General features: G+C 72.8%; 24 protein-coding genes. 9 read left to right on the top strand and 15 right to left on the bottom strand.

The genetic code is table 11. The features are described from left to right. The first annotated feature begins 65 nt into the window (after positions 1-65). The gene (locus tag ACFVFH_RS33965) at positions 66-917 is read left to right on the top strand and encodes an aminoglycoside N(3)-acetyltransferase (protein WP_383776247.1); all 852 of its coding nucleotides are present in this window, start codon (positions 66-68) and stop codon (positions 915-917) included. Positions 918-942: 25 nt separating this feature from the next. Here ACFVFH_RS33965 and ACFVFH_RS33960 read toward each other — a convergent pair whose 3' ends face one another. Together ACFVFH_RS33960 and ACFVFH_RS33955 are read right to left on the bottom strand one after the other, a co-directional pair. Next, entirely contained in the window at positions 943-1,503 is a 561-nt protein-coding gene (locus tag ACFVFH_RS33960) for a YbaK/EbsC family protein (RefSeq protein ID WP_383776244.1), read from the bottom strand. A 74-nt stretch (positions 1,504-1,577) separates the two neighbouring features. After that, positions 1,578-2,150, bottom strand: coding sequence for a helix-turn-helix domain-containing protein (locus tag ACFVFH_RS33955; RefSeq protein WP_383776242.1), 573 nt, complete (start codon positions 2,148-2,150; stop codon positions 1,578-1,580). Positions 2,151-2,242: 92 nt separating this feature from the next. Between ACFVFH_RS33955 and ACFVFH_RS33950 the strand changes: the two genes are divergently transcribed. Continuing rightward, positions 2,243-3,109 (top strand): EamA family transporter, encoded by an 867-nt coding sequence (locus ACFVFH_RS33950; protein ID WP_383776239.1) that lies wholly within the window; start codon positions 2,243-2,245, stop codon positions 3,107-3,109. A gap of 13 nt (positions 3,110-3,122) precedes the next feature. Here ACFVFH_RS33950 and ACFVFH_RS33945 read toward each other — a convergent pair whose 3' ends face one another. Then, a complete protein-coding gene (locus tag ACFVFH_RS33945; protein WP_383776237.1) occupies positions 3,123-3,878 on the bottom strand; it encodes an acyltransferase in 756 nt (251 codons plus the stop codon). A gap of 181 nt (positions 3,879-4,059) precedes the next feature. On the opposite strand from ACFVFH_RS33945, the gene ACFVFH_RS33940 reads away from it, so the two are divergent. Next, positions 4,060-4,590 (top strand): gamma carbonic anhydrase family protein, encoded by a 531-nt coding sequence (locus ACFVFH_RS33940; protein WP_383776235.1) that lies wholly within the window; start codon positions 4,060-4,062, stop codon positions 4,588-4,590. Positions 4,591-4,669: 79 nt separating this feature from the next. Here the strand turns inward: ACFVFH_RS33940 and ACFVFH_RS33935 are convergent, their stop codons facing one another. Both ACFVFH_RS33935 and ACFVFH_RS33930 read right to left on the bottom strand, forming a co-directional pair. Further along, complete coding sequence (locus ACFVFH_RS33935) at positions 4,670-5,329, bottom strand: DedA family protein (protein ID WP_383776232.1); 660 nt, start codon at positions 5,327-5,329, stop codon at positions 4,670-4,672. Positions 5,330-5,486: 157 nt separating this feature from the next. Beyond that, complete coding sequence (locus ACFVFH_RS33930; RefSeq protein ID WP_383776382.1) at positions 5,487-5,924, bottom strand: DUF4442 domain-containing protein; 438 nt, start codon at positions 5,922-5,924, stop codon at positions 5,487-5,489. Between the two features lie 153 nt (positions 5,925-6,077). On the opposite strand from ACFVFH_RS33930, the gene ACFVFH_RS33925 reads away from it, so the two are divergent. Then, positions 6,078-7,148 (top strand): hypothetical protein, encoded by a 1,071-nt coding sequence (locus tag ACFVFH_RS33925; protein WP_383776230.1) that lies wholly within the window; start codon positions 6,078-6,080, stop codon positions 7,146-7,148. A 465-nt stretch (positions 7,149-7,613) separates the two neighbouring features. Here the strand turns inward: ACFVFH_RS33925 and ACFVFH_RS33920 are convergent, their stop codons facing one another. The 3 genes from ACFVFH_RS33920 to tuf form a co-directional block, all read right to left on the bottom strand. Next, on the bottom strand, positions 7,614-8,459 hold the full coding sequence (locus ACFVFH_RS33920; RefSeq protein WP_383776227.1) for a spermidine synthase: 846 nt from the start codon (positions 8,457-8,459) through the stop codon (positions 7,614-7,616). Between the two features lie 21 nt (positions 8,460-8,480). Continuing rightward, on the bottom strand, positions 8,481-9,326 hold the full coding sequence (locus tag ACFVFH_RS33915) for a patatin-like phospholipase family protein (protein ID WP_383776225.1): 846 nt from the start codon (positions 9,324-9,326) through the stop codon (positions 8,481-8,483). 73 nt (positions 9,327-9,399) lie between these two features. Continuing rightward, positions 9,400-10,584: an elongation factor Tu gene (tuf, locus tag ACFVFH_RS33910; RefSeq protein ID WP_383776222.1), complete on the bottom strand. Its 1,185-nt coding sequence runs from the start codon at positions 10,582-10,584 to the stop codon at positions 9,400-9,402. Between the two features lie 394 nt (positions 10,585-10,978). On the opposite strand from tuf, the gene ACFVFH_RS33905 reads away from it, so the two are divergent. Both ACFVFH_RS33905 and ACFVFH_RS33900 read left to right on the top strand, forming a co-directional pair. Then, positions 10,979-11,692 carry a TVP38/TMEM64 family protein gene (locus ACFVFH_RS33905; RefSeq protein WP_383776219.1) on the top strand — a complete coding sequence of 238 codons (714 nt, stop codon included), beginning with the start codon at positions 10,979-10,981 and terminating at the stop codon, positions 11,690-11,692. Positions 11,693-11,884: 192 nt separating this feature from the next. Continuing rightward, on the top strand, positions 11,885-12,757 hold the full coding sequence (locus tag ACFVFH_RS33900) for an undecaprenyl-diphosphate phosphatase (protein ID WP_383776217.1): 873 nt from the start codon (positions 11,885-11,887) through the stop codon (positions 12,755-12,757). Between the two features lie 269 nt (positions 12,758-13,026). Here the strand turns inward: ACFVFH_RS33900 and ACFVFH_RS33895 are convergent, their stop codons facing one another. The 4 genes from ACFVFH_RS33895 to ACFVFH_RS33880 all read right to left on the bottom strand — a co-directional run bounded on the left by ACFVFH_RS33895 (position 13,027) and on the right by ACFVFH_RS33880 (position 15,267). Further along, on the bottom strand, positions 13,027-13,605 hold the full coding sequence (locus tag ACFVFH_RS33895; RefSeq protein ID WP_383776215.1) for a fasciclin domain-containing protein: 579 nt from the start codon (positions 13,603-13,605) through the stop codon (positions 13,027-13,029). A gap of 269 nt (positions 13,606-13,874) precedes the next feature. Continuing rightward, positions 13,875-14,129, bottom strand: coding sequence for a LapA family protein (locus ACFVFH_RS33890; RefSeq protein WP_383776212.1), 255 nt, complete (start codon positions 14,127-14,129; stop codon positions 13,875-13,877). Positions 14,130-14,324: 195 nt separating this feature from the next. Continuing rightward, positions 14,325-14,594, bottom strand: coding sequence for a hypothetical protein (locus tag ACFVFH_RS33885; RefSeq protein ID WP_383776209.1), 270 nt, complete (start codon positions 14,592-14,594; stop codon positions 14,325-14,327). 55 nt (positions 14,595-14,649) lie between these two features. Continuing rightward, positions 14,650-15,267, bottom strand: a complete 618-nt coding sequence (locus tag ACFVFH_RS33880) for an HAD-IA family hydrolase (RefSeq protein WP_383776207.1) — start codon at positions 15,265-15,267, stop codon at positions 14,650-14,652. A gap of 200 nt (positions 15,268-15,467) precedes the next feature. On the opposite strand from ACFVFH_RS33880, the gene ACFVFH_RS33875 reads away from it, so the two are divergent. The 3 genes from ACFVFH_RS33875 to lnt all read left to right on the top strand — a co-directional run bounded on the left by ACFVFH_RS33875 (position 15,468) and on the right by lnt (position 18,614). Beyond that, on the top strand, positions 15,468-16,331 hold the full coding sequence (locus ACFVFH_RS33875) for a universal stress protein (RefSeq protein ID WP_383776204.1): 864 nt from the start codon (positions 15,468-15,470) through the stop codon (positions 16,329-16,331). Between the two features lie 69 nt (positions 16,332-16,400). Next, positions 16,401-16,898, top strand: a complete 498-nt coding sequence (locus tag ACFVFH_RS33870; RefSeq protein WP_383776201.1) for a nuclear transport factor 2 family protein — start codon at positions 16,401-16,403, stop codon at positions 16,896-16,898. Positions 16,899-17,036: 138 nt separating this feature from the next. Then, complete coding sequence (lnt, locus tag ACFVFH_RS33865) at positions 17,037-18,614, top strand: apolipoprotein N-acyltransferase (RefSeq protein ID WP_383776198.1); 1,578 nt, start codon at positions 17,037-17,039, stop codon at positions 18,612-18,614. Positions 18,615-18,659: 45 nt separating this feature from the next. Here the strand turns inward: lnt and ACFVFH_RS33860 are convergent, their stop codons facing one another. The 3 genes from ACFVFH_RS33860 to ACFVFH_RS33850 form a co-directional block, all read right to left on the bottom strand. After that, positions 18,660-19,004 (bottom strand): hypothetical protein, encoded by a 345-nt coding sequence (locus ACFVFH_RS33860; protein ID WP_383776196.1) that lies wholly within the window; start codon positions 19,002-19,004, stop codon positions 18,660-18,662. Positions 19,005-19,133: 129 nt separating this feature from the next. Further along, positions 19,134-20,033, bottom strand: coding sequence for a Gfo/Idh/MocA family protein (locus ACFVFH_RS33855; RefSeq protein WP_383776193.1), 900 nt, complete (start codon positions 20,031-20,033; stop codon positions 19,134-19,136). 14 nt (positions 20,034-20,047) lie between these two features. After that, positions 20,048-21,268: an FAD-dependent monooxygenase gene (locus ACFVFH_RS33850; protein ID WP_383776191.1), complete on the bottom strand. Its 1,221-nt coding sequence runs from the start codon at positions 21,266-21,268 to the stop codon at positions 20,048-20,050. Positions 21,269-21,321 lie beyond the last annotated feature (53 nt).

Here is a 21,321-nt window from a genome sequence, read left to right as displayed (position 1 = left end):
CGCGCGTCCCCCGGCCGGATGTGCGTGGTGTCGTGCCCGGCGTCCGGCTGGGAGAATGGCCCGCTGTGACTACTACGACTGCGCCGACCGTCGTCCATCGCCGGAGCGGGCTGACGGGACAGCTGTCCGCGCTCGGCGTGGAGCGCGGTGGTGTCCTGTTGGTGCATGCCTCGATGCGCGCGGTGGGACGGGTGGACGGCGGGGTCCGTGCGGTTGTCGGTGCGTTGCGGGACGCCCTCGGAGCGCGCGGCACGCTCGTCGTTCCCGTCTTCACGCCGGAGAACTCCGATACGTCTCCGCACTATCTGGACCGGGTGCGCGGCCTCGACGACCGGGAGCGGGAGGCCGTTCGGGCGGCGATGCCGCCCTTCGATCCGGCGGCCTCGCCCGCGCCGTCGATGGGGCGCCTCGCGGAGACGGTGCGGCTCAGTGACGGCGCGGTGCGCAGCGACCATCCGCAGACCTCCTTCGCCGCGCTCGGCCCGAGGGCCCGGGACCTGCTGGCGGGTCACCGCCCCGACTGCCATCTCGGCGAGGACTCGCCCCTGGCCCGTCTCCACGACGCGGAGGCCCAGGTGCTTCTGCTGGGCACCGGGTTCGACACCTGCAGCGCGTTCCATCTCGGCGAGTACCGGATGCCCGCCCCGCCCCGCCGCAGCTACCGCTGTGTGGTGGAGGCCGGGGGCCGGCGCCGGTGGTGGGAGTACGAGGACGTCGCCCTGGACGACGGCGACTTCGCGGCCCTGGGCGCGGACTTCGCCCGTACGGGCGACGGCTCGGCCGTGCGCACCGGTCCGGTGGGGTCGTCGGTGAGCCGTCTCTTCCGCATCTGCGACGCCGTCGACTTCGCCGCCTGCTGGCTGGCTTCCCACCGGACCGGAGCACAGGCACGGACCCTGTGCCACGCACCCGGCTGAACGCTCCGGCCCGCGGTCCGTGTGCTCAGCCGCGCAGGCCCAGCCCCTCGACGATCACCGCGCCCGGCAGCGCTGCCAGCGCCTTGCCCGGGACGATGAGCTTGCCGCGCCGGCTGCCGCTGCCGATCAGCACCCACTCCGCGTCGACGACGGCGGGATCGAGCAGCAGGGGCCAGTCGGCGGGGAGGCCGACGGGGGTGATGCCGCCGTACTCCATGCCGGTCCGGCCGACGGCGGTGTCCATCGGGGCGAAGGACGCCTTGCGGGCGCCCAGTTGCCTGCGGACCGCGCCATTCACGTCGACGCGGGAGTGCGACAGGACGACGCAGGCCGCGAGCGTGGCCTCGCCGCCGCGCTTGCCCGCCACGACGACACAGTTGGCCGACCGGTCGAGCAGTTCGGCCCCGTGGTGCTCGACGAAGACGGCGGTGTCGGCGATGTCCGGGTCCGTGTCGACATGGATGATCTGCTCGGCGGGGAATCCGCCCCACCCCGCGGTCACCGCCGAGGCGACGGGTCCGGTGAGCAGATCGAGGCGGTCGGCCGCCGGGGCCGCGTTGTCGAAGGAGCCGATGGGAGCGCGCATGCGCCCACGCTAGCAACGGCCGGTGGCGCTCCCGGGGCCTTCGGCGGGGGCGTCTCACTGTACGGACAGGATTCTCACCGTACGGGTGGGATGGAGACCGCCATGGTGATCTCGGCCGGCTCGGTGCCGTCGTTGCGGTAGGCGTGCGGGTGGTGCGCCTCGAACGAGGCGGAGCCGCCCGCGGGCACGGCGTACGGGGTGCCGTCGACGACCAGGGTGAGCTCGCCCGCGGTGACGTGGAGCAGTTCGACGGTGCCCTCGGGGTGCGGGTCGGAGGCGCTGCTGTCGCCGGGCATCAGTCGCCAGGACCAGAGTTCGAGCGGGCCCCGCGCCTCCGTGCCGACGTGCAGGGTGGTGGAGCTGCCCGCGTCGGTGGACCACATGCGCACCGCCTGGCTCTCGGGCACCAGCCGGACCGGGGAGCCCTGTTCGTGGTCGAGCAGGGTGGTGATGCTGATGCCCAGCGCGTCGGCGAGCTTGACCGTGGTGCCGACACTCGGGTTGGTGCGGGCCTGTTCGATCTGGATGATCATGCCGCGGCTGACCCCGGCACGGGCGGCGAGAACGTCCAGGGTGAAACCGCGCTCCCCCCGCCAGCGCTTGAGATTGCGTGCCAGCGACTGAGTGAGCCGATCGAGGTCAGACACATTCCGTCCAATATTCTGGATGACAGGGTCAAAAATACTGCACTACGGTGTGGTGCACCCACCGTTCACCGCACTGTACTGCGAGGCCTGCCATGACAGCACTGTTCGCGCTGGCCACCAGCCTGCTCTGGGGGCTGGCGGACTTCGGCGGCGGACTGCTCGCCCGGCGTCTGCCCGCGCTCACCGTGGTCGTCGTCTCGCAGGCCGTCGCGGCCGCGGTGCTGGGTGGCGTCGTGATCGCGACCGGCGGCTGGAGCGAGGCGGGGCCGCGGCTGTGGTTCGCCGTCGCGGCGGGCGCCGTCGGACCGGCGGCGATGCTGTGCTTCTACGAGGCCCTGGCGCTCGGGCCGATGGGCGTGGTCTCCCCGCTCGGCTCGCTGGGCGTCGCCGTGCCGGTGGGCGTCGGGCTCGTCCTCGGGGAGCGGCCGGGGACGCCGCAGTTCGTGGGGGTCGGGATCGCGGTGGTGGGCGTCGTGCTGGCGGGCGGCCCTCAGGTGCGCGGGGAGCCGGTGCGGCGCCGGGCGGTGCTGCTGACGCTGGCGGCCGCGTTCGGCTTCGGCTCGGTGATGTCCCTGATCGCGGAGGCGTCCACGACGGTGACCGGGCTGTTCCTGGCGCTCTTCGTCCAGCGCCTGACCAACTGCGCGGTGGGTGGTGCGGCCTTGTACGCGTCGGTGCGGCGCGGCGCACGCGCGCTGCCCGAGGAGGGCGGGGCCGCGGCGGTGCGGGCGGCGCTGCCCGCGCTGGCGCTCGTCGGGCTCGCGGATGTCGCGGCCAACGGCACCTACTCGGTCGCCGCACAGCACGGGCCGGTCATGGTGGCCGCCGTCCTCGCCTCGCTGTATCCGGTGGTGACGGCGCTGGCCGCGCGCGGGGTGCTGAAGGAACGGCTGCGCGGGGTGCAGGCCGCCGGGGCCGGTCTCGCCCTGGTGGGCACGGTGCTGCTCGCGACCGGATGAGGCCGGGAGGCGGTCAGTCGGCGGGCGGGGCCGCCGTCTCACCGGCCTCCGCCAGGGCCAGCAGCTGCTCGGGGGTGACACCCGTGGGGATCGGTACCGGGGCGGGGGTGCGCAGCGGCGGCTGCCAGCCCTGCTCGGCGTCCCAGCTCCGGACGACGCGGGCGGGGGCACCGGCCACCACCGCGTGGTCGGGCACCTCGCCCCGTACCACCGCCCCCGCCGCGACCACCACGTTGCGCCCGAGCGTGGCTCCCGGGAGGATCACCGCTCCGGTGCCGATCCAGCAGCCGGGGCCGATGGCGACCGGCTCCATGCGGGGCCACTGCCGGCCGACCGGCTCGTGCGGATCGTCGTAGCTGTGGTTCGTCGACGTGATGTAGACGTACGGCCCGCAGTACGTGTCCGGGCCGATGGTCACCGTGGTGTCCGCGACCACATGGCTGCCGCGGCCGAGCACCACCCCGTCCCCCAGGGTCAGGATCGGATCGGGGCCGAGGTCCAGATCGGGCATGAGTCCGGCCGTCAGGGTCACCTGCTCCCCGATCACACAGTGCGCGCCGAGCTCGATCCACCGCTCCCCGAAGACCGTGCCCTGCGGAAAGGCCAGCCGGGTGCCCGGTCCGATCCGGCCGAAGCGCAGCGCGCCGGGGCGGTCAGCGGTGACCGCGCCCGACTCCTGCACCCAGCGCCAGCCGCGGTGCACGGCCCGGGACAGGGCGCGCCGCCGCCAGGCGGCAAGGGAAGAGAACGTGTTCCTGTTCGTCGGCACTCGCTCACGGTAGTCGGCGGCGCCCGGCCCGATCACGGCGGCCACCTGTGATGTTCACCCCACTCGGCCACGGTCCCCCGCCCTTCGCATACGGTTCCCCTGACGCGATCGAACAGCCGCGGCCGGCTGCCGGGACCGGACCACCACGGCCGCACCACACCTGGGCACGGAGGAACGCGCGATGGCGGAGCAGGCGTTGATCACGGGAATGGGCGGCAAGGAGCCGGACATCGACGAGGGCGCCTTCGCGGCGCCGACCTCGGTCGTCATCGGCGAGGTCACGATGGCCGCGGGCTCCAGCGTCTGGTACCACGCCGTACTGCGCGCCGACTGCGGCCCGATCGTGATCGGGGCCGACAGCAACATCCAGGACAACTGCAGCGTGCATGTCGACCCCGGGTTCACCGTCACGGTCGGCGAGCGCGTCTCGGTCGGGCACAACGCCGTGCTCCACGGCTGCGTCATCGAGGACGACGTCCTCGTCGGCATGGGCTCCACCATCCTCAACGGTGCCCGCATCGGCGCCGGTTCGCTGATCGCGGCGCAGGCTCTGGTCCCGCAGGGAATGCAGGTGCCGCCCGGCTCGCTGGTCGCCGGGGTCCCCGCCAAGGTCAAGCGGCAGCTGACCGAGGAGGAGCTCGAAGGCATCAGGTTCAACGCGGTGGGCTACGTGGATCTGGCCGAGGCGCACCGCCGGGCCCACGAGGGCTGAGCGGGGCCGGGAGCGTACGGAAGCGGGCGCCGGAGCGGCTCCATGCGCCCGGCGCCCGCGACGTGGCCTCTCCGGCCGGTCAGTCCGCGGCCGGAACCGCCATCGGCTCGGGCGCGGGGTCGCCCGACGCGCGCGCCGCCGCCTTCTTGGCCCGGTTCTTCACGATCAGCATCGAGGCGATGCCGATCAGCACCGCCGCCACCAGGCCGAGGTAGGAGAACCGCTTGAGCCAGGCCTCGGCGACGACCCCCACCGTGTAGATGACGGCCGTGGTGCCGCCCGCCCAGACGATGCCACCGAGCACATTGGCGATCAGGAACTTCCAGTACGGCATGTGCAGCACGCCCGCGAGAGGCCCGGCGAAGATCCTCAGCAGCGCCACGAAACGGCCGAAGAACACCGCCCACATGCCCCACTTCTGGAACGAGCGCTCCGCCATCCCGATCTGGCTCTCACCGAAGTGCTTGGGGAACTTCCCGCCCAGCCAGGCCAGCATCGGCCGGCCGCCCTTGCGGCCGATGGCGTATCCGATCGAGTCGCCGATGACCGCTCCGGCGGAGGCGCAGGCACCGAGGATCCAGGGGTTGATCCCGTCGTGCCCGGCGGCCAGCAGCGCCGCACTGACCAGCACGATCTCGCCCGGCAGCGGGATGCCGAGGCTCTCCAGCCCGATGACCACGCCCACCAGGGCGTAGACGCTGACCGCGGGGATGGTCTCCAGCCATTCCTGGATGTGCAACGCCGATTCCTCCGAAACTGATGTCCGTCGCCCGCCGGGCAACTCCTCGGCGCACGGCGGGAAGCCTACCTGCCCCGCCGACTGCCCGGACAGTACGAAAAGCCGCCGCGCGCCCTCTCGTTGGGTGCGTGGCGGCCCTCGGCACAACCGGCTGGGATCAGGCGTTGGGGCGCAGCGTCCAGACGACCGTCATCTCTCCGGTCACCGCGCCGTCCTCGCGTCGGATCTCGATGGCGACGGGGAACTCCGGCCGCTCGCCCGCGTCGAGTTCGGCGACGACCTCGGCCACCGTGCGACCGAGCGTCGCCGTCGCGGTGACGACTCCCTTGGCCAGCTTCTTGTAGCCGATCTCCGCCTTCACGGCCAGCGGCACGGCGCGCGACAGCTGGTCGCCGAAGGCGGCGATGACGATCGCGCCGCTCGCCGATTCGGCCAGGGTGAACATCGCTCCGGCGTGCGGTCCGCCGATGTGGTTGTGGTATTCGGCCTGGTCCGGCAGTCGGACCACCGCGCGGTCGGCGGTCGTCTCCAGGAATTCGAGATTGAGGGTCCGGGCCATCGGGACCGTCGCGACGAGCATCTCGCCGACGGTCATCTGTTCAGCGCTCATGGCCAGATGTTACTCACGGGTAGAGATTCTTGGCCATCCCCGCGCCCCTCCCGTGTCCGCCCCCGATCGCGTCCTTCACCGTCCGCACACGGGGGCGGGCGTAGCAGACCGGCCACCACCCCTCTATCGTTACTCGCCATGTGGCCAGGACAGCAGCCGCCCGGGGGCGAGCAAAACCCGCAGGACCAGAATCAGAACCCGTACCAGCAACCGGGGTACCAGCAGCCGAATCCCTATCAGCAGCCGGGATATCAGCAGCAGGGACAATCCGGCCAGCAGCCGGGGTACCAGCAGCAGGGCCAGCAGCCCGGCTACCAGCAGCAGCCGAACCCGTACCAGCAGCAGACCGTGCCGCAGTACGCGGTGCCCGGTCCGCCCGGTGGCCCGCAGCCGGGCGACGGCAACAAGAAGAAGACCACCGCCGTCGCGATCGTCGCGGCCACCGCTGTCGTCGTGGCCGCCGTGGTGACAGGAGTCGTCGTCATGAACAAGAAGGACGACAGGAGCAAGGACGTCGCGGACGACAAGCAGTCCTCGGCGCCCGCCAAGCCGACCGGGTCCGCCACGGACGAGGCGAACCCGCGCAGCGACGACGGGGATCCCAAGCCCCTGATAGCCGGCTGGAAGGTCGTCACCAACCCCAAGTGGGGCACCCAGTTCGACGTGCCCGGCGACTGGGAGGTCGGGACGCCCGGCACGTTCTCGTACTTCGAGGACGACAAGAAGGGCGACGGCTCGCCCCTCATCGGCTTCTCCGCTCCCGCGTTCCTCCAGAAGAAGTGGTGCGAGGAGGACTCGGACAAGGACGGCACCATGGAGGACATGAGCCTCGCCAGTGCCGGCACCAGGGGTGCCCAGGGCGCCACCGACGCGGCGAAGAACGCCCACAGCGAGGCCGGTACCTGGGCGTGGGCCGCCTACGCCCAGCACATGCCGCAGAGCACCATCAAGTTCACCGAGGCGAAGCAGTACACCACCAAGTCGGGTCTGACCGGCCAGGTGGTCACCGCGACCGCGCCGAACGTCACGAAGCGGAAGAAGTGCGACAGCGACGGCAAGACCATCGCCTTCACCTTCAAGAACAAGAAGGGTGAGTTCGCGTCCTGGGTCCTGTACGGAGCCGCTTCCGTCAAGGACGAGCTCCCGGACTCGACGATCCAGAAGATCCTCAGCACCGTGCGGCTGGTGGACGTCGTCAAGACCGACTGACCCCCTCCGCCTCCCCGGAACGCGATGGGCACGGCCGGGGTGCGGAGGCGATGGTCGCCCGGTGACCGTCGTCCCGCGCCCCGTCCACCGCGTCCCGGCCGCGACCACCGTCTGCTGACCGCCGCCGCGATCATCACGAACCCGGGTACCCGGGGCTCGCTGATCGCGGCGGCGTTCGCCGTTCCGGAGGCGGGCGGCGGTCCGCTCGCCGAGCCGCGCGACGGCCGGCAGGAGTTCACCCGCCGCCCCGGCTGTGGAGCGTCGCGGCCATCAGCGCTCGGCGGTCGTCGCCGCGCTGGGTGCGGCGGAGTCCGGGTACGGCCCGCTGGCCGCCCGGGGAGCGGCGCTGTGGGGCCGGGCGGCGCTGATCGTGCCGGTCACCGGGGCGGCGCTGCGCGTTCCGGAGGTACGCCGGCCGACCCGGGGCCCGGTCACCGCCGGGGCGGCGAAGGACCGGGGCCTGTCTCAGCCGATGCTGAAGGCGCCGTCGGGCGGCTCGGGCGAGGCGACCGCCTCGTCGTCCCCGACCGGCCGGGCCGCACCGGCCAGCCGGTCCAGCGCGGCGCCGTGCTCGACCCGGGCGGGGAAGGCGTCGGCGGCGCAGCGGCGGGTCAGCGTCGCGGTGTCGAGGGGGCTCGGGGAGGCGACCAGGACGAGGTTGCCGAAGCGTCGGCCGCGCAGTACCGCGGGTTCGGCGATCAGCGCGAGTTCCTCGAAGGCGGCCGCGAAGGTGGCCAGTTGGGAGCGGAGGAAGCCGAAGGGCGCGCCGTCCGCGAGGTTGGCGGCGTAGATGCCGTGCTCGCGCAGCGACCGGCGGGCGGCCCGTGCGTACTCGACGGAGGTGAGGTGGGCGGGCACGCGCGAGCCGCCGAAGACATCCGCGATCAGGAGGTCGACGGAGCCGGGCGCGGTCCGCTCCAGCAGGCCGCGGGCGTCGGTGCCGTGCACGGTGATCCCGTCGCTCTCGGGGACCGGCAGATGCTCGGCGACCAGTTCGAGGAGCCCGAGGTCCGCCTCCGCGACGTCCTGCCGGGAGCCGGGTCTGGTGGCGGCGACGTACCGGGGCAGGGTGAGCGCCCCGCCGCCGAGGTGGAGGACGTCCAGCGGCGCTCCCGGTGCCGCCGCGCAGTCGACGACATGGGCGAGCCGTCGCGCGTACTCGAACTCCAGGTGGTCCGGCGCGTCGAGGTCGACGTAGGACTGGGGCGCGCCGTCGACGGTGAGCAGCCAGGCCCGCTCCCGGTCCACGTCGGGGAGGAGTCTCGCGGTGCCCTGGTCCACGTCGCGGATGACCGGTATCGAGTCGTTCACTCCCCCATTGTGCGGGGTGGATCAGGCGCTGAGCACCGCGGCCACGGAGTGGGCGTGGGCCGCCGACTGGGCGAGACCGGCGCGGGCGGCCGCGGCCCTGCGGCTCGGATCGAGGGGGTTGCGCCCGAACGCCTTCCTGGCCGCCGCGTCCGGGGTGATGACCTCGACCCGGGCGCCGTTCGCGGCGAGCGCGGCCGCCTGCGAACCCGGTGAGGCGATGGCCCTGCTGCCGCCGGCCGACGGGGCGATGACGACGACGCGTCCGTATCCGGCGGCGAGCTGGGCGTTGGCCGTGGAGTGCACTCCGCCGTCGATCCAGTCCCGCCCTCCGGCGCGGGCGACGGGCCAGACACCGGGGACCGCGCAGCTCGCGGTGACGGCGTCGGCGAGGCAGACCCCGCCGTCCCTGTCGAAGGTGTGGAGTTCGCCGGTCGTGGCGTCGACGGCGGTGACGGTCAGCGGGCGCCCCGGCCACTCGGGCGACAGCAGACGGCTCGCGACGGCGGCGCGCCGGTCCTCGGCGCTGACGCGGGGCCGGGCGCCCAGGGCGATCCTGCCGAGCTTCCGGCCGTACGCCTCGGGGGTCCGGGCGGACAGCACGGCGCGCGCGTAGCGCAGCAGGGTGAGCACGCCGAGCCCGCCGCCCGTGATGTCCCGGGGATCGGCGAGCTGGAGTTCGTAGAGTTCGGGCAGGCCGAGCAGTCCGGAGGCCAGCTGTGCGCCGACCAGCGCCCCGGCCGAGCTGCCGATGATCAGATCCGCCGCGGAGACGTCCGCTCCCGACCGCGCGAGCCCGTGCAGGATTCCGGTCTCCCAGGCTCCGCCGGTGACGCCGCCGGAGCCCAGGACCAGTGCTGTGTCCGTCATGCCGTCAGTCTCGCGCACGCCGCCGGGCCCGCCGCCCGTGGGGTACGGGGGCGGGCCCTTGGTGCGCCGCGGTTCAGAGCAGGCCGGTGACGGTGCCGGCGCCGACCGTGCGGCCGCCCTCACGGATCGCGAAGCCGAGTCCGGTCTCCAGCGGGACGTCACGCCCCAGCTCGACGGTCACGTCGACCGTGTCGCCCGGACGCGCCACCGCCGCCTCGCCGAGGTCGACGTCACCGACGACATCCGCGGTGCGGATGTAGAACTGCGGCCGGTAGCCCGTGGTCACCGGGGTGGTCCGGCCGCCCTCCCGCGCCGACAGGACGTACACCTGCGCGGTGAAACGCCGACTCGGCGTCACACTGCCCGGCGCCGCGACGACATGGCCGCGGCGGACCCGGTCGCGCTCCACACCGCGCAGCAGCAGGGCCACGTTGTCACCGGCCTCCGCGGACTCCATCGGCTTCCCGAAGGTCTCCAGACCGGTGACGACCGTCTCGATGTCCGGGTCCGGCCCGAGCACCGACACCCGGTCCCCGGTGCGGACGGTGCCGCGCTCGACGGCTCCGGTGACGACGGTGCCCCGGCCGGTGATGGTCAGGACGTTCTCCACCGACAGCAGGAACGGCGCGTCGGTGTACCGGACCGGCATCGGCACATAGGTGTCGACGGCGTCCAGGAGCGCCTCGACGGCCGCCGTCCAGCGCGGGTCGCCCTCCAGCGCCTTCAGGCCCGACACCCGTACGACCGGGACGGAGTCCCCGCCGTAGCCGTGCGCGGAGAGCAGCTCGCGGACCTCCAGCTCGACCAGGTCGGCCAGCACGGTGTCCTCGTCGTCGACGGCGTCCGCCTTGTTGAGGGCGACGACGATGTGGTCGACGCCCACCTGGCGGGCGAGCAGCACGTGTTCGGCGGTCTGCGGCATGATCCCGTCGAGCGCGGAGACGACCAGGATCGCCCCGTCGAGCTGGGCGGCTCCGGTGACCATGTTCTTGATGTAGTCGGCGTGCCCCGGCATGTCGACATGCGCGTAGTGACGGGTGTCGGTCTCGTACTCGACGTGCGCGATGTTGATGGTGATGCCGCGCTGCGTCTCCTCCGGCGCCCGGTCGATCCGGTCGAACGGGACGAAGGTGCCGGTTCCGCGCTCGCTGAGGACCTTGGTGATGGCGGCGGTCAGGGTGGTCTTGCCGTGGTCGACGTGGCCCATGGTGCCGATGTTGAGGTGCGGCTTGGTGCGCACGTATGCCGTCTTGGACATGGTTCGGTCCTTGGTGTTCGAAGCTGAGAGAGAAGACCCCAGGGCCCCGCCGACCCTCCCCTTGCGGGGTCCGCCGGACTGTCGGGGGAGGGTCAGCTTCGGGCGCCGCCGATGGGCGCTGCGGCGCCGGTGAACGCTGCTGCGGCAGAAGTCACGGCAGCCTTCGGCGCGTCCGCGACTGCGGACGACGCTGCGAGGAAGGCGTACCGGAACATGGGTCCGATGATGTCCGACGGACATCGCCGCGTCGAATGGTTTTGGGGCGGACGCCCGGACCCGGCCGGGGATCCGGGCGGCCCCGTCATCGGAGCGGGCCGGTGGCACGGCATCGGCCGCCCGGCTTCCGGGGCGCACGTTACGGCGATCACACCCGGGTGTCGGTTACTCTCCCCGCATGCTCGACCCCGCCCCCGCCACCCGGCCCGCCACCGGCCTCGCCGTGCGCTGCACGAGGGCGCTGCTCTCGCCCTGGTCCCGCCTCTCGCTGCTCGTGGCCGTACTGCTGGGCGCTGCCGCGGCGATGCTCCTCCTCGAACCCCAGCGGCTGCTCGCCACCGGCTGGCCCGCCCAGCTCGACGGCGGCGCCGTCGCGGTGGCCCTCTTCGGAGCGGCGTACGGGGTGTGCACCGTGGCCTTCGTCCCGAGGCCGCTGCTCAATCTGGCCGCCGGCGCGCTCTTCGGCACGCAGGCCGGGCTGGCCGCCGCGCTGGCGGGAACGGTGCTCGGCGCGGGGATCTCGTTCGCGCTGGGCAGGGTGCTGGGGCAGGACGCGTTGCGCACGCTGCTGCGCGGGCGGTGGCTCAGGGCCGCGGACGGTCAGCTGAGCAGGCACGGGTTCCGCTCGATGCTGGCGCTGCGGCTCTTCCCGGGCGTGCCGTTCGCGGCGGCCAACTACTGCGCGGCGGTGTCCCGCATGGGGTACCCGCCGTTCCTGGTGGCCACCGGGATCGGCTCGGTCCCGAACACCGCGGCGTACGTCGTGGCGGGCAGCGAGGCCTCGTCGCCGACGTCGCCCGCGTTCCTGGCCGCGATGGGGTTCATCGTGCTGACCGGAGTCGCCGCGGCCGTCGTCGCCTGGCGCAAGCGCCACCGGCTGAACGCCGGGTGAGCCGGGCGTACGGCGGGCGGGGCGCCCGGGGTGCGCACACAGCTGTTCATCTGAGGGCGGTACCCTGCCCGCGACCGACCGAAGACCTCCGGGCCCCTTGTGGCCCTGCCCTCTTTTGACCGCAATGCGCACGCTGCCGACGGCCCTCGCCGTCGGCCGATGCACGCTCACCTCCGGGATGGCCAAACCCCCATGAGCTGGTTCGAATCGTTCGTCCTGGGCCTCGTTCAGGGACTGACCGAGTTCCTGCCGATCTCCTCCAGCGCACATCTGCGGCTCACCGCCGCGTTCGCCGGCTGGCACGACCCGGGTGCGGCGTTCACCGCCATCACCCAGATCGGCACGGAGGCGGCAGTCCTCATCTACTTCCGCAAGGACATCGTGCGGATCGTCTCGGCCTGGTTCCGTTCGCTGACCGACCGTTCGATGCGCGGCGACCACGACGCCCAGATGGGCTGGCTGGTCATCGTCGGCTCCATCCCCATCGGCGTACTGGGTGTGACGCTCAAGGACCAGATCGAGGGCCCGTTCCGTGATCTGCGGCTGATCGCCACCACGCTGATCGTGATGGGCATCGTCCTGGGCTTCGCCGACCGCCTCGCCGCCCGCGACGACGCGGGCGGGAGGCACCGGGCCGGCAAGGAGCGCAAGACGCTCAAGGAACTCGGGGTGAAGGACGGCCTGATCTTCGGCTTCTGCCAGGCGATGGCCCTGGTCCCGGGCGTCTCCCGCTCCGGAGCCACCATCAGCGGTGGTCTGCTGATGGGTTACACCCGCGAGGCCGCGGCCCGGTACTCCTTCCTGCTCGCGGTCCCGGCGGTACTCGCCTCGGGCGTCTTCGAGTTGAAGGACGCGGGCGAGGGTCATGTGGCGTGGGGGCCGACGATCTTCGCCACGGTCATCGCGTTCGGTGTCGGATATGCCGTAATTGCCTGGTTTATGAAGTTCATTACCACCAAGAGCTTCATGCCGTTCGTCATCTACCGCGTCCTGCTCGGCATCCTGCTGTTCGCCCTGGTGGCCGCGGGTGTACTGAGCCCGCACGCGGGCGAGTCCGCGGGCTGACCAGTCGTCCTCCGTGCGGGGCCCCTCGGGCAGCGGCCCCGCACGGTGGCGCGGTCTCAGCTCTGCCACAGGCACGGCGGTCTCCGCGCAGGCCACGAACCACTTCATCGTCAGCGCCGCGACTTGTCGCACCAGCTGAACGCCGGACATCCCGCGTGACGCCGGTGGGCCGCGCACCGGTCCGGCGGTGAACGGCCCCGCCTCCGCAGAACGCCGAGACGGGGCCGTTCAGCCGCTCCGGCCCCACCGGGACCGGAGCGGGACTGCTTCTAGGACGGAGGCATGAGGACCTCGTCGACGAGGTACACCGTCGCGTTGGCCGTCTTGATGTCGCCGCAGACGATCTTCGCGGTGTCATTGACCTTGAACGACTCGCCCGACCCGGAGGTCTTGAGCGTGGAGCCCTCCAGCGTCTTGAAGCTGCCGTTGGGAAGCTCGCTGGGGGTGATGGCCTTGTCCACGACGTGGTAGGTCAGGACCTTCTTCAGCTGCGCCTTGTCCTTGAGGAGGTCGGCGAGCTGCATCTTGGAGACCTTGTCGAAGGCCGCGTTCGTGGGAGCGAAGACCGTGATGTGCTTCGAGTCGTTGAGCTTCGTGGTGAGCCCGGCATCCTTCAACGCGAGTGCCAGCTTGGTCAGTTTCGGGTTGTTGGCCGCCGCGGTCGCCACGCGTTCCTTGGACATCTCGGTGGTGCTGCCCTTGCCGCTGTTGGGCAGCGAGGAACATCCGGTACCGAACGGACTCGGTGTGTCAGCGGACGCTTGTGGAGCGAAGGCGCCGAGCGAAAGGGGGAGGGCCACCACAGCGGCGATCGCCGCGGCGCTCGTGCGGATGCGATGTGCACTCATACTCGATTCCTCTTCCCTCTAGGAGGAAGTCCGCGAGGTGTCGATGACGACCGTCGCCGGACGAGAGGGTGACCGCTGCTGGCCGGGGTGTCGACTGCACCGCGCCGGCATGCCCAGTGGGCCACCGGAACAAGATTAGACATCGCTCGGCGAGAAGCGCACCCGGAGGGAAGACGGGTGGTCGCACACGCGGCCACGACAGGCGGGACCGCTCGAACTGTGCTGGGCGCGAGCGGCCGGGCGGGCACACGGGCGGGACGGGCCCGCGCTCAGCGCCTCGCGCGGCGGCGGAAAAGATATCCGCCCAGGACCATCCCGACGACCAGGGTCACGGCCAGTACCGCCCAGAGCGGCAGGGTGAGAGTGGGAATCCACAGCCGGACGGCGGTCGATCCGGTGTTCGCGGCGACGAACCAGATCGCGAGCCCCGCCAGTATCACGGCCCCAATGGTGCGGACGCGTACGTTCCGGCCCTTGAGCGTCAGGGTGGGCGGAGCATGCGGTCCGGATGTCTTCTGTGCCATGCGTCCAGTATCGAGCGGTTCGGGGAAGCGGTCCTGGTGAGCGGCCCCGTTCTCCTGCCGGAGCACCGGGCCCCGAGGTCTTTCGTGCGGGTCGTGCCGGGCCCGCGTGCCCCGGTGCCCGATCCGAACGAAAGACCCTGTCCGAACGAAAGACCCTGGGAGGGGCCCGGCCGTCGCCCGCACGGGCACGGCGGATCAGGGCAGGTCGCCCCGCCAGTCCCAGCGGACGGGATCGCCGTCGCGCGGACCGTACTCCGCGCTGCCGCCCGGACCGAACCGCCCGATCTCCGTGTCCAGCGCCGCGCCCTCGCGCAGTGCCCGGTCCGTCCAGCCCGTCACGTCCAGGAGCAGGCCGTCCAGCGGGCCGCCCACCAGCTCCCGGTAGCTGTGGCCCGGCCGGGGCCCCGGGTCGGGATCGTCGTGGTCGGCGCCGTACACGCGCCGCTGCCGCATCAGCTCGTCCATGGGGGCAGGATCGCACCCGGCACTGACAATCGCGGCGGACGGCGGGTGACGGGCCTCAGAAGGCACAACCGCGTGCCACGTGCGCCTCGATGCCCGCGATCGCCTCCGTGTTGCCCGCGAACAGGAGCCCCCGCATCCCGAACGCCTCCGCCGCGGCGACATTGGCCTCGACGTCGTCGACGAAAAGGCAGTCCCCGGGCCGGACACCGAGCCGGGCGCATGTGATCTCGAAGGCCGCCGGCGAGGGCTTGGCGACCCCGATCTCGTGCGAATACACGATGTCGTCCACCAGATCGCCGAAACCGTACAGCCTCTGCTCCCTCTCCCGGGCCCCCACGAAGCTGTTGCTCAGGATGCCCAGGCGGCAGCGGGTCCGCAGGCCGCGCACATGAGCGATCAGCTCCGTGTTGGGACTGCCGAGGTACTCGTCCCACAGGTCGGCCATGAAGGCGTCCGTCCCCGCCGCGTCCAGGCCCAGCTCCGCCGCGATCCGGGCCCGGACCTCGTCCTCGGTGATCCTGCCGAGACTCCCGGCCTCCCAGACGCCGTCCAGTCTCCGGTGCATGGAACCCGTCGGCAGACCGAGCCGCCGCTCCCACTCCTCGTCCCACCCCGTCGCCGGGGTCGTCTCCAGCACTCCGCCGATGTCGAGCACGACACAACGCGTCTCCATCCGGGCCTCTCCCCTCCTCGGAACCGGGTACCGATGCTGGGGCCTGCCCCGGGGGGAAGGTCAAAGGGCCTGGGTACAGGGGCCCGCGCGGGCGGCGGAATGCCCCGGATCTTCCGGACGGATAGGGTCGAAAGTCCCTGCCGCACCGTGTCCGCGCCGACGAGCCTGGGACACGCACCGCCGGAATCTGGAGGGAATTCATGACCAGCACCGACCATCCCGTGATCGCCGCGGTCGACGGCTCCTCGCACAGCCTGGAAGCGCTCGACTGGGCCGCCCACGAAGCCGTACGACGAGGGCTCGGGCTGACCATCGTGCACGCCCGGACGCCCGACCGGCGCGTCGTGCAGGACACCCTGCTCCGCGAGGCGGAGGAACTGCTCGACCGGTGCGTACGGAGAGTGGCCCAGATCGCCCCGGAGCTGCGCCCCTCGACGCTGACGCCGATGGACTTCGCCTCCGCGGCGCTCACCTCGCTCAGCCGCAACGCCTCGCTGGTGGTCGTCGGCTCCCGTGGTCTCGGCGGCTTCCGGTCCCTGCTGCTCGGCTCCAACAGCCTGGCGACCGCCTCGATGGCCGACTGCCCCGTCGTCGTGGTGCGCGGCGGGCCGTCCGAAGGGGGCGAGGAACCGAGGACGGAGCCGGCCACCGACCTCGTCGCGGGGGTGGCCGCCGACGAAAGCAGCGAAGGCGTGCTGGAGTTCGCCTTCGAGACCGCCGCCGCCCGTCCCGGCGCGCGGCTGCGGATCGTGCACGGCTGGACGATGTTCTCCTCGATCCTGTCCGGCGGCCCGGCGTTCGACCGGGACGCGGTCGCGGACTCGGCCGAACGGACCCTCGCGGAACTCACCGCCGGATGGCGGGAGAAGTACCCGCAGGTGGATGTCGTCAGGGAGCCGGTCGGCGGCTCCGCCTCCCGCACCCTGGTCACGGCGTCGGCGAGCGCGGCGCTGACCGTGATCGGGCGGCGCCGGGGCGGCGAGTCCCTCGGGCTCGGGCTCTCCCCCGTCGCCCAGACCACCCTCACCCACGCGCTCGGCCCGGTCGCCGTGGTGCCCTGCTGACGACGGCACCGCCCCCGCCGTGCGTGCACGCCTCTTGGCCTCGCACGCCGGCGGGCGGAGACTGACCCGATGACACAGCGCGTGGATCTCGCGACCGTGATGGACCGGCTGTCCATCGACGCAGTGATCACCGGCTATGCGAGGGCGGTGGACGACGGCGCCTGGGCGGATTATCAGGCGCTGTTCACCGCGGACGGCAGGGCCGACTACCGCGAAGCCGGAGGTGTCGAGGGGCCGGCGCACGAGGTCGCCCGGTGGCTGGCGGAGACGATGCTCCTCTTCCCCGTACGTCAGCACCTGATCGTCAACCGGCGGCTCGACATCGAGGACTCGGACGGCTTTCCCGGCGACCGGGCCGAGGCACGGGCCGACTATCTGAACCCGATGCGGCTGGAGGGCGCCCCGGCCGACGGGAGCGGGGCGGGGCCGGGGGTCACCACGCCGAACTTCGTCTCCGGCGGCCGGTACACGTTCTCGCTGTCGCGTACGGACAGCGGCTGGCGGATCCGTACCGTGACCGTCCACGAGAAGTGGCGCGGCACCGGGAGCCTCTCCCCCGCGGGCTGATCCCGGCCCTCCCGTGCTTCCGGTCCCCCGCACCGGGGAAGAACTGCGGAACGGGAAGGCGGGGGAGACTGCTGAGCAGGCAGGACGAGGAGGCGCTCCATGCGGATTCCGGCCGGTCAAAGCGAACGGTGGAAGCGGATGCCGCGGTCCGCCCGGTGGCGCGGCGCCCTCGCACTGCTCGCGGGTGCGCTGCCCGCCCTGGCGTTTCCCGCACCGTCCCTGTGGTGGTTCGCGGGTTTCGGGCTGGTGCCGTGGCTGCTGCTCGTCCGCTCCGCCGGAACGGGGCGCCGCGCGGCCCTGGAGGGCTGGCTCGGCGGCACCGGCTACATGCTCGCGGTGCATCACTGGCTGATGCCCAGCCTCCATGTGTTCATCGTGGTCCTCGCGGCTCTGCTCGGTCTGCTGTGGGCTCCCTGGGGGCTGCTGGTCCACCGGACCCTGGCCGGGACGGTGTCCGGCCCGGCCGCCGCCCGCGCGCTCGTGGTGGTGCCCTGCGGCTGGCTGATGATCGAACTGGCCCGTTCCTGGGAGGCGCTCGGCGGGCCCTGGGGGCTGCTCGGTGCCACTCAGTGGCAGGTGGCTCCCGCGCTCCGGGTGGCGTCCGTGGGCGGGGTGTGGCTGGTGAGCTTCGTGGTGGTGGCGGTGAACACGGCGGTCGCCCTGCTGTTCGTGACCGCGGCCGCCCGCACGGTGGCCGCGGTGGGCCTCGCGGTGTGCGCCCTGGCGGTGACGTCGACGGCGAGGTGGGCGCCGCAGCCGGAGGAGACCGGGGTGGCGAGGATCGCCGTCGTGCAGCCGGGTGTCTTCGCGGGGCCGCACGGCGTGACGGACCGGCTCGCGAGCAGTGAGCGGCTGACCGGCTCGCTGGCGGGACGCGATCTCGACCTGGTGGTGTGGGGCGAGAGCAGTGTGGGCGTGGACCTCGCTCGCCACCCGGACGTCACCGCCCGGATCGCCGCCCTCTCGCGCCGGGTGGGCGCGGATGTGCTGGTCGATGTGGATGCCCGGCAGACCGACCGGGCGGGCCGGACGGGGATCTTCAAGTCGGCGGTGCTGGTGGGCCCGGAGGGGCTGACCGGGGACCGGTACGACAAGATGCGGCTGGTGCCGTTCGGTGAGTACGTCCCGGCCCGTTCGCTGCTGGGCTGGGCCACGTCCCTGGGCCGGGCGGCGGGCGAGGACCGGTTGCGGGGCACCCGGCAGGCGACGATGTCGCTGCCCGGGGCCGACGGCGGGAAGGGGCTGCGCATCGGGCCGCTGATCTGCTTCGAGTCCGCGTTCCCCGACATGAGCCGCCGGCTCACCCTGGACGGTGCGCAGGTGCTGGTCGACCAGTCGTCCACCTCGTCGTTCCAGCACAGCTGGGCACCCGAACAGCATGCCTCGCTGGGCGCGCTGCGGGCCGCCGAGACCGGCCGCCCGGTGGTGCACGCCACCCTCACCGGCGTCAGCGCGGTGTACGGCCCCCGGGGCGCGCGGGTCGGCTCCCCGCTCGGTACGGACACCCGCGGGGCCGCCGTGTTCGACGTACCGCGGGCGACGGGCACCACGCTGTACGTGCGGCTGGGCGACTGGCCGCTCCAGGGGGCGGCGGCGGTGCTGGTCGTGTACTGCGCCGTCGAAGCGGCCCGCTCACCGGGAAGGCGGGGCCGGGCCGGGACCGCCGGGGTGCGGGACGTGGCCGCCGCCGGGCTCTTCGTCCGCTCGGGGCCGTGAATCCGACCCGAGGGGGACGGTCGCCGGCACGCGGTTCCCCGCGGGTCAGGGGCCGTTCACCGCGACGATGTCGCCCCGGGCGTCGACGGTGAGGGAGACCCGCTCGACCTTGTTGGTCACGGACAGCACCAGCCACACGGCACCCCAGAGGAAGCAGGTGAACGCCGTCAGGACGGCGTGCAGCACATGGTTCGGCGGGTGTCCCCGGACCATGACGGCCTGGGTGCCCGAGCGGGATTCCACCCGCCAGCCGCTCGCGATCCGCTGACTCACCGCCCAGTCGAGGATCAGGACGCGCTGCGTCTGGTCGGGCGGGCGCCCGTCGGCCGAGTAGTAGCCCGGCGGTGGCTGGAGCTCGCTCCAGCCCTTCGGCTCGTCGTGGGGTCTCACGAGGTCACCTCCGCGGCCGGCGGTCCATCACCCCAGCCTGCACCGGAGCGGGGTCGGACGCATCCGGAGTCCGACCACCGCGCCCGGCCTCGGGGGCGGTGATCGGACGCGGCGCGTCGGGCGCGGTCCTCAGGCGCAGTCCAGCTCTCGCAGGATGTGTTCGCAGAGTTCGTGGGTCCGCAGGGCGTCCTCGGCGCTCAGCACCTTTCCGGCGTGTACGGCGTCCAGGAACGAGAGCACGCTCTGTTCGATGCCGCGCTGACGGGCCACCGGCACCCAGTCACCGCGCCGCCGCAGGCTCGGCTGCCCCCGGTGGTCGATCACCTCGGCGAGGTTGACGACTTCGCGCTTGGCGTCCTGGCCGGAGACCTCAAGGCGTTCCTCCGTCGACCCGCTGAGCCGGTTCATCGTGCCGATGGCGGTGAATCCGTCGCCGGACAGCTGCAGCACGACATGGTGCATCAGTCCCTCACGGATCCTGGCCCGCACGACGGTGTCCTCGACCGGTCCCGGCGCCAGGAAGCGGAGGGTGTCGACGACGTGGATGAAGTCGTCGAGCACCAGGGTGCGCGGATCCTCCGGCATGCCCACCCGGTTCTTCTGCATGAGGATCAGTTCGCGCGGCTGCTCGGCGCACTGCGCGTAGCCGGGCGCGACCCTGCGGTTGAAGCCGACGGCGAGACTCGTTCCGCGCTCCCGCGCCAGGGCCACCAGCCGCTGGGACTCGCCGAGTTCGTATGCCAGCGGCTTGTCGACGTAGGTGGCGACCCCCGCCTCCAGCAGCCGGGTCACGATCTCCGGATGCGCGGTCGTGGGGGCGTGGACGAAAGCGGCGTCGAGCCCCTGTGCGATCAGTGCTCCGAGGTCGGTGTGGCACTGCGCGGCCGGGATCCGGTGGGTCTCGGCGACCGCGGCCAGGGTGGCGGGGGTGCGGGTCTGCAGATGCAGTTCGACCCCGGGCAGGGTGGTCAGAACCGGCAGATATGCCTTCTGCGCGATGTCGCCGAGCCCGATGCAGCCGACCTTCACAGGGGGTCTTCCTCTCACTGTTCGGCGTCCACCGGCGCGGTGCCCGCCTCGCGAGGGGCAGCATACGTGGGCCGCGGCGGCCGCCAGTCGGCTATCCCGTCGAAGGTGCGCAGGACCAGGGTGGGCCCGAAGCGGGAGGCCAGCGACACCAGCGCGTCACGCGTCGCGACGGCGGGCGCACCGGTCAGGCGCATCAGCCGGGCGGCCCGTGCGGACCTGCGGACGACGGCCGTCGTCCGGGGCAGCCGGTCGGCGGTGTACGCCGCCGCCCCGGCGCCGAGGTCCCCGCCCGGCTCCAGCCGGTGGGCGAGCACGATCGCGTCCTCGATCGCCTGGTTGCCGCCCTGGCCGAGGTTCGGCGCCATCGCGTGCGCGGAGTCGCCGACGAGGACGGTGCGGCCCCGGTGGAAGGACGGCAGGGGGTCGATCAGGTGGTGGACGTCGTTGCGGAGCACCTGGCCGGGGTCGGCGGCGGCGACGAGTGCGGGAACCGGGTCGTGCCAGTCGCCGAACCGGCGCAGCAGTTCGGCCTTCTCGCCGTCGGCGGCACGGCCTCCGGCGGGGGCGACCGCGGCTCCGTAGGCGTAGATCCGGCCGTCCTTGAGCGGCTGGGAGCCCCAGAGCTCGCCGCGCCCCCAGGTCTCGTGCGGGGCGAAGGGCCGCCCGGTCGCGGGGACGACGATGCGCCAGGTGGTGAATCCGGCGTACGAGGGGCCGGGATGACCGGGGAAGAGGGCGCTCCGTACCGCCGAGCCGATGCCGTCGGCGCCGACGACGAGATCGGCCTCGACGTCTCCGCCCGCCGTCCCGACCACGGCGGGCGCGCCGCCCGCCGTCCCCGGGTCCAGCAGCTCCGCGGCGGTGCCCGTCCGGACGGTGTCCCGGGGCAGCCGGGCCACGAGTCGGTCGACGAGGGTGGCCCGGTGCAGCAGGACGACCGGTCCGCCGAACCGCGCGGCCGCGGCGGCGCTGTCCGTACGGGAGAGCCAGCGGCCGCCGGGGGCGCGTATGCCGCCCATGCCCTGCCAGGCGGCGAGGGCCCGGATCTCGTCGCCCAGGCCGATGACGTCCAGGGCGCGCTGGGAGTTGGGGGCGAGCGCGATACCGGCCCCGACCGGCTCCAGGGAGGCCGCGCGCTCCAGCACGGTGACCCGCCAGCCACGTCCGTGCAGGGCCACCGCCGCGGTGAGGCCACCGATTCCGCTGCCGATGACGACGGCACGGGGCTTGTCCATTACTCCTCCATGATGCATCGGGATCACAGGCCGGGAGCTCCGGCACTACATCC

Source organism: Streptomyces sp. NPDC057697 (genome assembly GCF_042799335.1).
Lineage (GTDB): Bacteria > Actinomycetota > Actinomycetes > Streptomycetales > Streptomycetaceae > Streptomyces.
The sequence above is the reverse complement of the archived record's forward strand: the minus strand, read 5'-3'. Positions and strand labels throughout refer to the sequence as shown.